Source organism: Enterobacter sp. 168J2 (assembly GCF_034107265.1).
Classification (GTDB): Bacteria; Pseudomonadota; Gammaproteobacteria; order Enterobacterales; family Enterobacteriaceae; genus Enterobacter; species Enterobacter nematophilus.
Genome location: NZ_JAWNEB010000001.1, coordinates 345215 through 359453 on the forward strand (window position 1 = coordinate 345215; position 14239 = coordinate 359453).

12 protein-coding genes are annotated in these 14239 nt (G+C 57.1%); 6 read left to right on the plus strand and 6 right to left on the minus strand.

Going from position 1 to position 14239, the window contains the following annotated elements; genetic code table 11:
- Positions 1 to 47 precede the first annotated feature (47 nt).
- A complete protein-coding gene (macA, locus tag USG84_RS01645) occupies positions 48 to 1163 on the plus strand; it encodes a macrolide transporter subunit MacA (protein ID WP_061098716.1) in 1116 nt (371 codons plus the stop codon).
- Entirely contained in the window at positions 1160 to 3100 is a 1941-nt protein-coding gene (macB, locus tag USG84_RS01650; protein ID WP_253541396.1) for a macrolide ABC transporter ATP-binding protein/permease MacB, read from the plus strand. Before macA ends, macB begins: the two co-directional genes overlap by 4 nt.
- Positions 3101 to 3170: 70 nt before the next feature.
- On the opposite strand, the gene cspD is transcribed toward macB, so the two are convergent.
- A complete protein-coding gene (cspD, locus tag USG84_RS01655) occupies positions 3171 to 3392 on the minus strand; it encodes a cold shock-like protein CspD (protein ID WP_006809408.1) in 222 nt (73 codons plus the stop codon).
- A 267-nt stretch (positions 3393 to 3659) separates the two neighbouring features.
- Between cspD and clpS the strand changes: the two genes are divergently transcribed.
- The 3 genes from clpS to USG84_RS01670 all read left to right on the plus strand — a co-directional run bounded on the left by clpS (position 3660) and on the right by USG84_RS01670 (position 7050).
- Complete coding sequence (gene clpS, locus USG84_RS01660; RefSeq protein ID WP_006174393.1) at positions 3660 to 3980, plus strand: ATP-dependent Clp protease adapter ClpS; 321 nt, start codon at positions 3660 to 3662, stop codon at positions 3978 to 3980.
- 27 nt (positions 3981 to 4007) lie between these two features.
- Positions 4008 to 6287 carry an ATP-dependent Clp protease ATP-binding subunit ClpA gene (gene clpA, locus USG84_RS01665; protein WP_253541399.1) on the plus strand — a complete coding sequence of 760 codons (2280 nt, stop codon included), beginning with the start codon at positions 4008 to 4010 and terminating at the stop codon, positions 6285 to 6287.
- 313 nt (positions 6288 to 6600) lie between these two features.
- Complete coding sequence (locus USG84_RS01670) at positions 6601 to 7050, plus strand: hypothetical protein (protein ID WP_151412818.1); 450 nt, start codon at positions 6601 to 6603, stop codon at positions 7048 to 7050.
- A 70-nt stretch (positions 7051 to 7120) separates the two neighbouring features.
- Here the strand turns inward: USG84_RS01670 and infA are convergent, their stop codons facing one another.
- The 5 genes from infA to trxB all read right to left on the minus strand — a co-directional run bounded on the left by infA (position 7121) and on the right by trxB (position 12944).
- A complete protein-coding gene (gene infA, locus USG84_RS01675) occupies positions 7121 to 7339 on the minus strand; it encodes a translation initiation factor IF-1 (RefSeq protein WP_002211347.1) in 219 nt (72 codons plus the stop codon).
- A gap of 284 nt (positions 7340 to 7623) precedes the next feature.
- Positions 7624 to 8328, minus strand: coding sequence for a leucyl/phenylalanyl-tRNA--protein transferase (gene aat, locus USG84_RS01680; protein ID WP_151412819.1), 705 nt, complete (start codon positions 8326 to 8328; stop codon positions 7624 to 7626).
- Positions 8329 to 8373: 45 nt separating this feature from the next.
- Positions 8374 to 10095, minus strand: a complete 1722-nt coding sequence (cydC, locus tag USG84_RS01685; protein ID WP_253541402.1) for a heme ABC transporter ATP-binding protein/permease CydC — start codon at positions 10093 to 10095, stop codon at positions 8374 to 8376.
- Positions 10095 to 11861 carry a heme ABC transporter permease/ATP-binding protein CydD gene (gene cydD / locus USG84_RS01690; RefSeq protein ID WP_320738115.1) on the minus strand — a complete coding sequence of 589 codons (1767 nt, stop codon included), beginning with the start codon at positions 11859 to 11861 and terminating at the stop codon, positions 10095 to 10097. The genes cydC and cydD overlap by 1 nt, the downstream gene beginning before the upstream one ends.
- A gap of 114 nt (positions 11862 to 11975) precedes the next feature.
- Positions 11976 to 12944, minus strand: a complete 969-nt coding sequence (trxB, locus tag USG84_RS01695) for a thioredoxin-disulfide reductase (protein WP_028012555.1) — start codon at positions 12942 to 12944, stop codon at positions 11976 to 11978.
- A 668-nt stretch (positions 12945 to 13612) separates the two neighbouring features.
- Here trxB and lrp point away from each other — a divergent pair.
- Positions 13613 to 14107, plus strand: coding sequence for a leucine-responsive transcriptional regulator Lrp (lrp, locus tag USG84_RS01700; protein WP_000228469.1), 495 nt, complete (start codon positions 13613 to 13615; stop codon positions 14105 to 14107).
- Positions 14108 to 14239: the final 132 nt, after the last annotated feature.

Below are 14239 nucleotides of genomic sequence, written 5' to 3' on the forward strand. Positions count from 1 at the left end.
GATAGAATCAACGTTTATTATTGCCAGAACATTTATTTGGAATATTTATGAACCTCAAGGGAAAACGCAGAACGCTGTTTCTGCTGCTGGCGCTGGTGATTGTAGCCGGTGGATTCTGGTTATGGCAGGTGCTTAATGCGCCTGTACCGCAGTACCAGACGCTGATCGTTCGCCCGGGCGAACTGCAGCAAAACGTCCTTGCGACGGGCAAGCTTGACGCGCTGCGCAAGGTTGACGTCGGCGCTCAGGTCAGCGGCCAGCTGAAAACGCTGTCGGTAGAGATTGGCGACAAGGTAAAAAAAGGCCAGCTGCTTGGCGTTATCGACCCTGAACAGGCCGAGAACCAGATCCGCGAAGTGGAAGCGACGCTGATGGAGCTGCGCGCGCAGCGTGCGCAGGCGCAGGCAGAGCGTAACCTGGCGCAGGTGACGCTGACCCGCCAGCAGGCCCTGGCGAAAACCCAGGCTATTTCAAAGCAGGATTTAGACACCGCCGCGACTGAACTGGCGGTGAAACAGGCGCAGATTGGTACGATTGATGCGCAAATCAAGCGTAATCAGGCCTCGCTGGATACGGCGAAAACCAACCTTGATTACACAAAGATCGTCGCGCCGATGGCCGGGGAAGTGACGCAAATTACCACCCTGCAGGGCCAGACGGTAATTGCCGCCCAGCAGGCGCCAAACATTCTGACGCTGGCGGACATGAGCACCATGCTGGTGAAGGCTCAGGTCTCCGAGGCGGACGTGATCCATCTTAAGCCGGGGCAGAACGCCTGGTTTACCGTACTCGGCGATCCGCAGACCCGCTACGAAGGCGTGCTGAAAGACATTCTGCCGACGCCGGAAAAGGTTAACGACGCCATTTTCTACTATGCCCGTTTTGAAGTGCCAAACCCGAAGGGCGTGCTGCGCCTGGACATGACCGCGCAGGTGCATATCCAGCTGACCGGCGTGAAAAATGTGCTGACCGTTCCGCTCTCCGCGCTGGGTGAATCCGCCGGGGACAATCGCTATAAGGTGAAAGTGCTGCGCAACGGCGAAACGCGCGAGCGCGAGGTGGTGATTGGCGCGCGCAACGACACCGACGTGGTGGTGGTAAAAGGGCTGGAAGAGGGCGAGGAGGTTGTTGTCAGCGAAAGCCTGCCCGGAGCCGCTAAATGACCGCGCTGCTTGAGCTGAACGACATTCGTCGCAGCTATCCGTCCGGCGACGGCCCGGTGGAGGTGCTGAAAGGTATCTCCCTGCGCGTGGAGGCGGGCGAGATGGTGGCGATCGTCGGCGCGTCGGGTTCCGGTAAATCGACGCTGATGAACATTCTCGGCTGTCTGGATAAGCCCACCAGCGGCACGTACCGCGTGGCCGGGACGGACGTCTCGACGCTGGACGGCGACGCCCTGGCGAAGCTGCGCCGGGAACACTTTGGCTTTATCTTCCAGCGTTACCATCTGCTCTCGCACCTGAGTGCGGCCCAGAACGTGGAGGTTCCCGCGGTGTATGCGGGCGTTGAGCGGAAGAAACGCCTTGAGCGCGCGAAGGCGCTGTTAACGCGTCTGGGGCTGGCGGAGCGGGTGGAGTACCAGCCGTCGCAGCTTTCCGGCGGCCAGCAGCAGCGCGTGAGTATTGCCCGCGCGCTGATGAACGGCGGGCAGGTGATCCTCGCGGATGAACCGACCGGGGCGCTCGACAGCCATTCCGGCGAAGAGGTGATGGCGATCCTGCACCAGCTGCGCGACCAGGGCCACACGGTGATTATCGTTACCCACGATCCGCAGGTGGCGGCGCAGGCCGAACGGATTATTGAGATCCGCGACGGCGAGCTGGTGAGCAACCCGCCGCCGCGCGAGGCCAGAACGGCGGCAGCGAAGGAAGCGCTGCCTGCGTCGACCGGCTGGGCGCAGTTCTCCAGCGGCTTTCGTGAAGCGCTGACCATGGCCTGGCTGGCGATGGCGGCCAATAAAATGCGCACGCTGCTCACCATGCTCGGCATCATTATCGGTATCGCCTCGGTGGTGTCGATTGTGGTGGTGGGCGATGCGGCCAAGCAGCTGGTGCTGGCGGATATTCGCGCCATCGGGACGAACACCATTGACGTCTATCCCGGCAAAGATTTCGGCGACGACGAGCCGCAGTACCAGCAGGCGCTCAAGTATGACGATCTGGCGGCCATCCAGAAGCAGCCGTGGGTGAACTCCGCCACGCCTGCGGTCTCGCAAAACCTGCGTCTGCGCTACGGCAACATCGACGTGGCGGCCAGCGCTAACGGCGTGAGCGGCGACTACTTCAACGTCTACGGCATGACCTTCAGCGAAGGCGCCACCTTCAACGCCGAACAGCTGGCGGGGAGGGCGCAGGTGGTGGTGCTGGACGCCAACTCGCGCAGGCAGCTTTTCCCCAATAAAGCGAACGTGGTGGGGGAAGTGATCCTCGTCGGCAACATGCCTGCCACGGTTATCGGCGTGGCGGAAGAGAAGCAGTCGATGTTCGGCAGCAGCAAGATCCTGCGCGTCTGGCTGCCGTATACCACCATCTCCGGGCGGATTATGGGCCAGTCCTGGCTTAACTCCATCACCGTGCGCGTGAAGGAGGGCTACGACAGCGCGCTGGCGGAACAGCAGCTGGAGCGGCTGTTAACGTTGCGTCACGGGAAGAAGGATTTCTTCACCTGGAACATGGACGGCCTCTTGAAAACGGCGGAAAAGACCACACGTACTCTTCAGCTGTTCCTCACGCTGGTGGCGGTGATCTCGCTGGTTGTCGGCGGTATCGGGGTGATGAATATCATGCTGGTGTCAGTAACTGAACGTACCCGGGAGATTGGCATCCGCATGGCGGTCGGGGCCCGGGCCAGCGACGTGCTTCAGCAGTTTTTAATTGAAGCGGTGCTGGTGTGCCTGGTGGGCGGCGCGATGGGCATTGCGCTCTCGATGATGATTGCCTTTGCGCTCCAGCTCTTTTTACCCGGCTGGGAGATTGGCTTCTCGCCGATGGCGATACTCACCGCGTTTTTGTGTTCCACCTTTACCGGGATTTTGTTTGGCTGGCTGCCTGCGCGCAACGCGGCGCGGCTGGATCCGGTGGACGCGCTGGCTCGGGAATAACCCGAAAATAAAAATGCCAGCCGATCGGGCTGGCATTTTGACTGCGTGATGTACACAATAAAACAGAGAGCTATGCAACCGTTTCTGCTTCAACGGGTACGATTAGGCTTGCATGATTGCCTTTTGGTCCCTGGTGTACATCGAACCGGACGGACTGCCCGGCTTTGAGCGTCCTGTAACCATCCATCTGAATGGTGGAATAGTGAGCGAAGATATCTTCGCCGCCGCCTTCGGGGCAGATGAAGCCAAACCCCTTGGCGTTGTTGAACCACTTAACAGTACCCATTTCCATGCTTCGACATCCTTCGTAAATCTTATAAATTAAGATGGAATGAACCGGTGGTGGAGTGGGGGCTGTTCAAAACCTCGCCATCTCACGCTTGTACAATTTAGATAAACGAAAGACGTCGTCAAGCGTTTGGCGCTGGAGTTGGGACAATAATCAACCAAAGTTTGAAGCAGTTAACGCTATTGCAACAGTTTGTGACAGACATCGCGGATGACAGTAATAGATGATTGTTATCTAACATCTGAGGTAGATTCAAAGTGGTTATGCAAAATGGGTAAGACCAACGACTGGCTGGATTTTGACCAGCTGGCGGAAGACAAAGTGCGTGACGCGCTAAAACCGCCATCTATGTATAAAGTTATGTTAATGAACGATGATTACACGCCGATGGAATTTGTTATTGACGTGCTACAAAAGTTCTTTTCTTATGATGTAGAACGTGCAACGCAACTGATGCTTACCGTTCATTATCGTGGCAAAGCTATCTGCGGCATTTTTACCGCCGAGGTGGCGGAAACCAAAGTGGCGATGGTGAACGACTATGCGAGGGAGAACGAGCATCCGTTGCTGTGTACGCTGGAAAAGGCCTGATAAGGCATAAAATTGGGGGAGGTGCCTATGCTCAATCAAGAACTGGAACTCAGTTTAAACATGGCTTTCGCCAGAGCGCGTGAGCACCGACATGAGTTTATGACCGTCGAGCATTTACTGCTCGCACTGCTTAGCAACCCATCTGCCCGCGAAGCGCTGGAAGCCTGCTCCGTGGATCTGGTGGCGCTGCGTCAGGAACTCGAAGCCTTCATCGAACAAACCACACCGGTGCTGCCGGCCAGTGAAGAGGAGCGCGACACGCAGCCGACGCTCAGCTTCCAGCGCGTGCTGCAGCGCGCGGTATTTCACGTCCAGTCTTCCGGACGTAGCGAAGTGACTGGCGCAAATGTCTTAGTCGCCATCTTCAGCGAGCAGGAGTCACAGGCTGCCTACCTGCTGCGCAAACACGAAGTCAGCCGCCTCGACGTGGTTAACTTTATTTCTCACGGAACGCGCAAAGACGAGCCTAACCAGGCATCGGATTCCAGCAATCAGATCAACAACAATGAAGAGCAAGCAGGCGGGGAGGATCGTATGGAAAACTTCACCACCAACCTTAATCAGCTTGCTCGCGTTGGCGGCATCGACCCGCTGATTGGCCGCGATAAAGAGCTGGAGCGCGCGATCCAGGTGCTGTGCCGTCGCCGCAAGAACAACCCGCTTTTGGTGGGGGAGTCCGGCGTGGGTAAAACCGCGATTGCCGAAGGGCTTGCCTGGCGCATTGTGCAGGGCGACGTGCCGGAAGTGATTGCCGACTGCACCATCTACTCGCTGGATATCGGCTCGCTGCTGGCGGGCACGAAATACCGCGGTGATTTTGAAAAACGCTTCAAGGCGCTGTTAAAACAGCTGGAGCAGGACACCAACAGCATCCTGTTTATCGATGAGATCCACACCATCATCGGCGCAGGTGCGGCTTCCGGTGGCCAGGTGGATGCGGCAAACCTGATCAAACCGCTGCTCTCCAGCGGCAAGATCCGCGTGATGGGCTCCACGACGTATCAGGAGTTCAGCAACATCTTTGAGAAAGACCGCGCGCTGGCGCGTCGCTTCCAGAAAATCGACGTGACCGAGCCGTCCGTTGACGAAACGGTGCAGATCATCAACGGCCTGAAAACCAAGTACGAAGCGCACCACGACGTGCGTTACACCGCGAAAGCGGTCCGTGCGGCGGTGGAGCTGGCGGTGAAATACATCAACGACCGTCATCTGCCGGATAAGGCGATTGACGTGATTGATGAGGCAGGGGCGCGTGCGCGTCTGATGCCGGCCAGCAAGCGTAAGAAAACCGTTAATGTGGCGGATATTGAGTCCGTGGTGGCCCGCATCGCGCGTATCCCTGAGAAGAGCGTTTCTCAGAGCGACCGCGACACGCTGCGCACCCTCGGCAACCGCCTGAAAATGCTGGTCTTTGGTCAGGATAAAGCCATTGAGGCCTTAACCGAAGCGATCAAGATGGCCCGTGCCGGACTGGGGCATGACCACAAGCCTGTCGGTTCCTTCCTGTTCGCTGGCCCGACCGGCGTGGGGAAAACCGAGGTGACGGTTCAGCTCTCCAAAGCGCTGGGCATTGAGCTGCTGCGCTTTGATATGTCCGAGTATATGGAGCGTCACACCGTCAGCCGTTTGATTGGTGCGCCTCCGGGCTACGTGGGCTTTGACCAGGGCGGCCTGCTTACCGACGCGGTGATTAAGCATCCGCACGCGGTACTGCTGCTCGATGAAATCGAGAAAGCGCACCCGGACGTGTTCAACATCCTGCTGCAGGTGATGGACAACGGGACGCTGACCGACAACAACGGGCGCAAGGCGGACTTCCGCAACGTGGTGCTGGTGATGACCACCAACGCCGGTGTGCGTGAAACCGAGCGTAAATCCATCGGCCTGATCCACCAGGATAACAGCACCGATGCGATGGAGGAGATCAAGAAGATCTTCACGCCGGAGTTCCGTAACCGTCTGGACAACATTATCTGGTTCGATCACCTGTCTACCGAGGTGATCCATCAGGTGGTGGACAAGTTTATCGTCGAGCTGCAGGTTCAGCTGGATCAGAAAGGCGTGTCGCTGGAAGTGAGCCAGGAGGCCCGCAACTGGCTGGCCGAGAAAGGCTACGACCGTGCGATGGGTGCCCGTCCGATGGCGCGCGTGATTCAGGACAACCTGAAGAAACCGCTGGCGAACGAGCTGCTGTTTGGCTCGCTGGTGGACGGCGGTCAGGTCACCGTGGCGCTGGACCAGGCGAAGAACGAACTGACGTACGATTTCCAGAGCGCGGCGAAGCACAAGCCGGAAGCGGCTCACTGAGTTGTTTTAGTTCAAAAGCCGGGTTTTTAACCCGGCTTTTTTGTGCCCGCTTTTCTCCCTCTCCCCGTGGGCTGAGGGTTCCCCACAAATTAATGCGAGCAGTGAACAATCCCCTCGCCCCTTTGGGGAGAGGGTTAGGGTGAGGGGAACAGGCCGCATAGGAATTTTGCGAGGCGCTTTCCAGTTTCTTTCGAAGTTTGTTGCTGGATAAATCCACAGTAATAAAATGGCGGCGCACCTGCAAAATCAGGTGCCGGGATTGGCGTCCTGAAAGTGTGTGCACAGACAATCTTATGTGCATAAAGGATCACCTATGACTGATATTAATAGCTTCGCCCAACTCTACAGCGAACTCTCCCTCAACCCCGATCTCCCAACCCTCGCAGAGCGCTGCAAACTGCTCACCGAAATCCTCCTCGACTGCAAATCACTCCCACAAACGCAGCCCGTTTGCCGTTGCCTCGGCGCCTGGCTGGAAGAAATGAAATCCGGCCTCACAGAATCAATGCGTGATTTTCAGGTGCTGGAATTTGAGGACGAAGCGGAACAACCGCGACAAAAAGAGTGGCTGCTGGAAGATACAGAAACGAAATGCGACTACTGCCGGGCGTTAAACCACGTGCTGCTGGTTTCGCATTTTGACCGCGATATGCTGCCGCACCTGACGGGGCTACTTCATGACATGGCTCATTCTATGGCGGAGGATTTAATCACTCCTGTACAGCCGTGGATCACAATACATCTACCGGTACAGCCGCACTAAGCCATAAATAAAAAAGGCCGGGATAATCCCGACCTTTTAAATATTCATCTGCCATTACAGGCGAAAACAATTAGCGACTACGGAAGACAATGCGGCCTTTGCTCAGGTCGTACGGGGTCAGTTCAACAGTCACTTTGTCGCCCGTCAAAATGCGGATGTAGTTTTTGCGCATTTTACCGGAGATGTGCGCAGTTACCACGTGACCGTTTTCCAGCTCTACGCGAAACATGGTATTAGGCAACGTATCAAGTACGGTACCCTGCATTTCAATATTGTCTTCTTTGGCCATCTAATCCTCTGGGGTATCACTACCAAGTTTTGAACCGGCAAGATAATGCCGAAATTCATCAATTAAGTAAAGAATTGCGCGATTAAAACGCAGCAAAACAGTTTCGGCGCATTGCCCAAGCGTCACGGTACAACCGAACAGGAAGCGCATTCGTAAAGGGGAGACGACAGGATAAACGTCAGGACGTTATCTGAAGCGAGGGTCCCAAACGGCGGCGGGGCAACAGGCAGAAGCTACTCTGCGGCATAATTATAACACCCTCACAAAAAATATGCGGAAAACATTTAAGCATTGGGCATAAAGAGCGTCCTGGGGATCCAGAAGTCGCGCGGGAGCTTCTCCTGACGGCAGACGTCCAGATGCTCGATATACTGTCGTCGCGGGATGTCAACTGCACCGAGGGAGGCCGTGTGCTCATTGAGCACCTGACAATCGATCAGGTGTCCGCCGCGTTGGGCAAAGGCCTGGCAGAAGACCAGCAGCGCGGTTTTCGAGGCGTTGACCGCACGAGAGAACATCGACTCGCCGCAAAACAGCGTCCCTTGCGCCACGCCGTACATGCCGCCAACCAGTTCCCCGTGTTCCCAAACCTCAATGGAGTGGGCGTAGCCAAGCTCATGGAGCTGGTGATAGGCGTTGACGATATCGCGGGTGATCCACGTTCCTTCGTGGCGATCTTCGGCACAGCCTTCGATCACCTGCCCAAAGGCGTGATTCAGCGTTACGCGGTACGGGGATTTGGCATGGAATCGCTTCATGCTGCGGCTCAGATGGAACTGCTCTGGCCACAGCACGGCGCGCGGGTCGGGAGACCACCATAAAATCGGGTCGCCGGGAGAAAACCACGGGAAGATGCCGCGCTGGTACGCCATTAATAGCCGCGCAGGGCTAAGGTCACCGCCAAGGGCCAGCAGCCCGTTGGGCTCACGCAGCGCTCCCTCCGGCGAAGGGAACGCGATGTTATGACGAGAAAGCTGGACCAGGCGCATGACGGCAAAACTCCAGTACGCGAGTGAGGACGCTACAAATATAGTCTACAGACGCTGTTTAAACTGATAGTAGCGACCCTGCTTCGCCAACAGCTCTGCGTGACTACCTTGCTCAATAATGTGCCCGTTGTCCATCACAATTATCCGATCAAAACTTGCCAGCCCGCGCAGGCGGTGCGTCACCATCAGGACGGTTTTTCCTGCCATGACGTTTGCCAGCAAATCAAGGATTTGACTCTCGGTTGTCGCATCAAGCCCTTCTGTAGGTTCGTCGAGCAACATCAGCGGCGCATCATGCAGAAGCGCGCGCGCAATGGCCAGACGGCGTAGCTCGCCGCCGGAAAGCTGACGACCGCCTTCACCCAGCCAGCTGTTGAGCCCTTCGTCCTCAAGCAGCTTGTGCAGTCCGACCTGCTCCAGTACGGCGCGAAGATCATCGTCCGAAGCCTCTGGCGCGGCCAGCAGCAGGTTATCGCGCAGGGTTGCGCTAAACAGATGCACGCGCTGGGGAACGACGCTCACGGTCTTGCGCAGGGCCTGCTCGCTGAAATCAGTCAGCAACGTGTTATTAAAACGAATCTGACCGTGCTGTGGATCCCAGGCGCGCGTCAGCAGCTGCAGCAGCGTCGACTTACCGCAGCCGGTACGGCCGAGGATCGCAATTCGCTGCCCTGCATTAATGGAAAGGTTGATACCGTCCAGCGCGTTCTGCGCCTGTTTGTCATAGGCGAAGGTCACGTTATCAAGCGTCAGCGCCACCTGCTCAGGCACGGCGGTCTGCCCGGCGCTGAACGTGACTTCAGGCTCCTGTTCGGTAATCTGGGTGATGCGCAGGGCAGAGGCGATCACCTGCCCAAGATGCTGGAAGGCGCCCGTCACCGGGGCCAGTGCCTCAAAAGCGGCCAGCGCGCAGAAAACGAAGAGGGCAATAAGAGGGCCTGGCTGGGTGTCGCCGCCAATCCCGCCGGATGCCAGCCACAGCATGGCGATCACCGCCACGCCGCCGATTAACATCATCAGCGCCTGCGAGAAGGCCGTCAGTTCGGACTGGCGGCGCTGGGCTTCATGCCAGTTCAGCTCCGTACTTTCCATTCGGGCACGGTAGCGCTTGCTGGCACCAAAAATGGTCAGCTCTGCCTGGCCCTGAAGCCAGGAGGTCAGCTGCTGGCGGTAATCCCCGCGCAGCCGCGTCAGGTTTTCCCCGGTGGATTTCCCGGCGCGGTAAAACAGCGGCGGCAGAATAAGGAGCGTCAGAAGCATGATTCCGCCGAGCGTCAGCGCAACGGGAACATCCAGAACGGACAGCCCCAGCGTGACCACTACAATCACCACAAACGCGCCCACTATCGGGGAGATCACCCGCAGGTAAAGGTGGTCCAGCGTGTCGACATCCGCAACGACACGGTTAAGTAATTCACCCTGACGAAAACGCGCCAGCCCGGCAGGGGAGAGGGGCAGCAGTTTGCTGAAGGTGTAAATGCGCAGGTGCTGCAGGACGCGGAACGTCGCGTCGTGGCTGACCAGCCGCTCGAAATAACGTCCGGCAGTACGGGTAATGGCGGTACCCCGCACGCCTGCCGCCGGCAGCATATAGTTAAAGCTGTATAATCCGGCGAACCCGGCAACGGCGGAGGCCGACAGGAACCAGCCGGAAAGCGTTAGCAGGCCGATGCTGGCGAGCAGCGTCACAATCGCCAGCACGATCCCCAGCGTCAGCATCCATTTGTGGCGTTTATAGAGCGCAAGATAAGGCAGCAGAGCACGCATCAGATGTCCTCCTGACGGTTCGCCAGCAGGGCGGCGAACGGCCCCTGCGCGGCAACGAGAGCGGCATAATCGCCTTGCTCAACAATACGGCCGTTCTCCATCACCCAGATCTCGTCCCAGTCAGCAAGGCCTTCCAGCTGATGGGTGACCATCAGGGTGGTTTGCTGCAAGGAAGCGGCGTTCAGGGCCGCCATGACGCGCTGCTCGCTGTGTGAATCCAGACTGGCAGCGGGCTCATCTAGCAGCATCAGCTGGCACGGGTTCAGCAGCGCACGGGCGACGGCCACGCGCTGTGCCTGGCCGACAGACAGACCGGCAGACTGATCGCCTACCACGGTATCGACACCCTGCGGGAGCAGCGGCAGAAATTCACTGACCCACGCGCGGTCGAGAACGGACTGCAGTTCATCTTCACGGGCATCCGGGCGCGCCAGGAGCACGTTTTCACACAGCGTGGAAGCAGGAAGCTGCGGGTTTTGTCCGACCCAACTGAGCTGCTTACGCCAGGCGTCGGGATCGAGATCACGCAGTTCAGCTTTGTTTATCCGCAGCGAACCGGTGTAGGCCATAAAACCGGATAACGCATTCAGCAGAGAGCTTTTCCCGGAACCGCTGGTGCCGACCAGCACCACGCGTTTTCCGGCTGGCAGGGTAAAGTTCAGCGGACCTGCGAGCACTTTGCCTTCAGGTGACAGAATGGAAAAGTCCTGCGCTTCAATGGTCACGGGGTCTTTAGCATTCAGCGTCACGTCACCGCGCTCCGGGTGCGCCAGCGGCGTCTCCAGGAAGGTTTTCAGGCTGTCGGCCGCGCCAACGGCCTGCGCTTTGGCATGATAGAAGGTCCCCAGGTCGCGAAGCGGCTGGAAAAACTCCGGGGCCAGGATAAGCGCGAGGAAACCGGCAGAGAGGGTGACTGCCGTGCCGTAGTGGCCGAAATCCAGCGCGCCGAGATAGGAGAAACCGAAATAAACCGCCACGAGGGCAATCGACAGCGAGGTAAAGAATTCCAGCACGCCGGACGAGAGGAACGCCAGGCGTAACACTTCCATCGTGCGCTGGCGGAAGTCCTGTGATGCCAGGCGAATATTCTCGGTTTCCGCTTCACCGCGACCAAAAATACGCAGGGTTTCCATCCCGCGCAGGCGATCGAGGAAATGTCCGCTCAGCCGGCCCAGCGCCAGGAAGTTGCGGCGGTTGGCATCAGCCGCACCCATGCCGACCATCGCCATAAACAGCGGGATCAGCGGGGCGGTGCCCAGCAGGATCAATGCCGCCACCCAGTTAACGGGGAAAATGGCGATAACAATCAACAGCGGCACAAAAACCGCCAGCGCCATCTGCGGAAGATAGCGCGCGTAGTAATCGTGCATATCGTCGATCTGCTCAAGGATCAGCGTCGCCCAGCTTCCGGCGGGTTTACCCTGGATCCACGCGGGCCCAGCTTCCTGCAGGCGATCGAGCACCTGACGGCGGATTTCGTAGCGGATATGCTGTCCGGCGTGGAAGCCGACACGTTCACGCAGCCACACCACCCAGGCGCGCAGGACAAAAACCAGGATCAGAACAATAAAGGGCAGCAGGAGCGCTTCGCGGGGAATGTTCTCCATGATCATGTGATTAAGAATGCGGGCCAGCAGCCATGCCTGGGCAACAATCAACAGACCGCTAACGAACCCCAGAAGACGGGAGATCGTAAGCCAGCGGCGGGAAATAACGCTTTGCTGTTTCAGCCAGCGTGTTAACTCTTGTTGACGGGTTTTTTCCATTGCGTATTTTGCAGGTGACGTTATAAGAAATTAGACATCTGCATGTTACACGCGAGCAAAAATAAAGGCGACCAGTGGCCGCCTTTATTTACGTTTGTTACTGACTTGTAAAGATTATTTACCTTGTTCAGCCAGTCCGTCGAGGTAGCGTTCAGCGTCCAGCGCGGCCATACAGCCGGTGCCCGCAGAGGTGATCGCCTGACGATAGATATGGTCCATCACGTCACCGGCAGCGAACACGCCCGGGATGCTGGTCTGGGTCGCGTTACCGTGAATGCCGGACTGCACTTTGATATAGCCGTTTTCCAGCTCCAGCTGGCCTTCGAAGATCGCGGTGTTCGGGCTGTGGCCGATTGCCACAAACAGGCCCGCCACTTCCAGCGTTTCGACGTTATCGGTGTTCTGAGTATCACGAATGCGCAGACCCGCAACGCCCATCTGATCGCCCGTAACTTCTTCCAGGGTACGGTTGGTGTGCAGCACGATGTTGCCGCTCGCCACTTTATCCATCAGGCGCTTAATGAGGATCTTCTCCGCGCGGAAGGTGTCACGACGGTGGATCAGATGCACCTCAGAGGCGATGTTCGCCAGGTACAGCGCTTCTTCCACCGCGGTGTTACCGCCGCCGATAACCGCGACTTTCTGGTTACGGTAGAAGAAACCGTCGCAGGTCGCACAGGCAGAGACGCCGCGGCCTTTGAACGCTTCCTCAGACGGCAGGCCGAGGTAGCGGGCAGAGGCGCCGGTGGCAATGATTAGCGCGTCGCAGGTGTACTCGCCGCTGTCGCCCGTCAGGCGGAACGGACGGTTTTGCAGGTCGACCTTGTTGATGTGGTCGAACAGGATTTCGGTTTCGAATTTAGCAGCATGCTCGTGCATGCGTTCCATCAGCAGCGGCCCGGTCAGGTCGTTCGGGTCGCCCGGCCAGTTTTCCACTTCCGTGGTGGTGGTCAGCTGACCGCCTTTTTCCATGCCGGTGATCAGTACCGGCTGCAGGTTTGCGCGTGCAGCATAGACCGCCGCGGTATATCCCGCAGGTCCAGAACCAAGGATTAACAACTTACTGTGTTTGGTCGTGCCCATGAGATCCCCATTGTTGTTGGCAGGCAATGGGCTGGATTGTAGGGAATTTGTTGCCGTAAAAAAAGAGCACTGGGATTTTGCTTTCGATATATGCAATAGCTGCGCCCGATGAATCTAGCGCCGTTACATCACGTTTTCTACTGAAAACCGCTCGTTTATAAGGCAGTAAAATGAGGATTAATACCCCCCCGTAATGAATATCCGGCATCTTGTACTAAAAAACGATGTTTTGCTTTGACAATCCCCTGCGCATTTGCGAAAACATTCAAGGAAGAAAAAAAACCGCGTTAACCGTATGCCGCATAGGCATGCACGTAAATGCCATTTTTACCGTGTCAGTGAAATCTACGCATGGCGTGGACAGACGCCATACGTGATGTCGGTGACAGCCTTCGGGCAGCGGTCTTCTTACCAACAGAACCCGAATCCGCATCGCGTCTATAGCCTAATAATTCGAGTTGCATGAAGGCGGCGACGCAGCGAATCCCCTGGAGCGTACATAAGTACGTGACTGGGGTGAGCGAGGAAAGCCAACGCACAGGCAACTTGAAGTATGACGGATATAATACATAACCAGGCGATGTGATGACTAACGGGTACAGGCTCTGAACAGTGATGTGCACAGGGTCCAGGCAGGAGTAGGGAAGGAATACAGAGAGACAATAATAATGGTAGATAGCAAGAAGCGCCCTGGCAAAGATCTCGACCGTATCGATCGTAACATTCTTAATGAATTGCAAAAGGATGGGCGTATTTCCAACGTCGAGCTTTCAAAACGTGTGGGACTTTCCCCGACGCCGTGCCTTGAGCGTGTGCGCCGACTGGAAAGACAGGGTTTTATTCAGGGCTATACGGCTCTGCTGAACCCGCATTATCTGGATGCCTCACTTCTGGTATTTGTTGAGATTACTCTGAATCGTGGTGCGCCGGATGTGTTTGAGCAATTTAACGCCGCTGTACAAAAACTTGAAGAAATTCAAGAGTGTCATCTGGTGTCCGGTGATTTCGACTACCTGTTGAAAACCCGTGTGCCTGATATGTCCGCCTACCGTAAGCTGCTGGGGGAAACCCTGCTGCGTCTGCCAGGCGTGAACGACACCCGTACCTATGTGGTGATGGAAGAGGTCAAACAGAGCAATCGTCTGGTTATTAAGACGCGCTAACACGGAACAGGTGCAAAATCAGCGTAGTTTGATTACACTCCTGTTAATCCATACAGCAACAGTGCCGGGGAGCCCCGGCGCTGTTGTCCGTTTTAGCAAACAGGCAGGATATGCCTGATACCTGGAGAGCCT

Bases quoted from the DNA above. Each gene is read 5' to 3' on its own strand.
- aat (WP_151412819.1), bottom strand. From the start codon at position 8,328: ATGCGCCTGGTCCAGCTTTCTCGTCATAACATCGCGTTCCCTTCGCCG.
- lrp (WP_000228469.1), top strand. From the start codon at position 13,613: ATGGTAGATAGCAAGAAGCGCCCTGGCAAAGATCTCGACCGTATCGAT.
- trxB (WP_028012555.1), bottom strand. From the start codon at position 12,944: ATGGGCACGACCAAACACAGTAAGTTGTTAATCCTTGGTTCTGGACCT.
- USG84_RS01670 (WP_151412818.1), top strand. From the start codon at position 6,601: ATGACTGATATTAATAGCTTCGCCCAACTCTACAGCGAACTCTCCCTC.
- cspD (WP_006809408.1), bottom strand. From the start codon at position 3,392: ATGGAAATGGGTACTGTTAAGTGGTTCAACAACGCCAAGGGGTTTGGC.
- cydD (WP_320738115.1), bottom strand. From the start codon at position 11,861: ATGGAAAAAACCCGTCAACAAGAGTTAACACGCTGGCTGAAACAGCAA.
- macA (WP_061098716.1), top strand. From the start codon at position 48: ATGAACCTCAAGGGAAAACGCAGAACGCTGTTTCTGCTGCTGGCGCTG.
- clpS (WP_006174393.1), top strand. From the start codon at position 3,660: ATGGGTAAGACCAACGACTGGCTGGATTTTGACCAGCTGGCGGAAGAC.
- cydC (WP_253541402.1), bottom strand. From the start codon at position 10,095: ATGCGTGCTCTGCTGCCTTATCTTGCGCTCTATAAACGCCACAAATGG.
- macB (WP_253541396.1), top strand. From the start codon at position 1,160: ATGACCGCGCTGCTTGAGCTGAACGACATTCGTCGCAGCTATCCGTCC.
- clpA (WP_253541399.1), top strand. From the start codon at position 4,008: ATGCTCAATCAAGAACTGGAACTCAGTTTAAACATGGCTTTCGCCAGA.
- infA (WP_002211347.1), bottom strand. From the start codon at position 7,339: ATGGCCAAAGAAGACAATATTGAAATGCAGGGTACCGTACTTGATACG.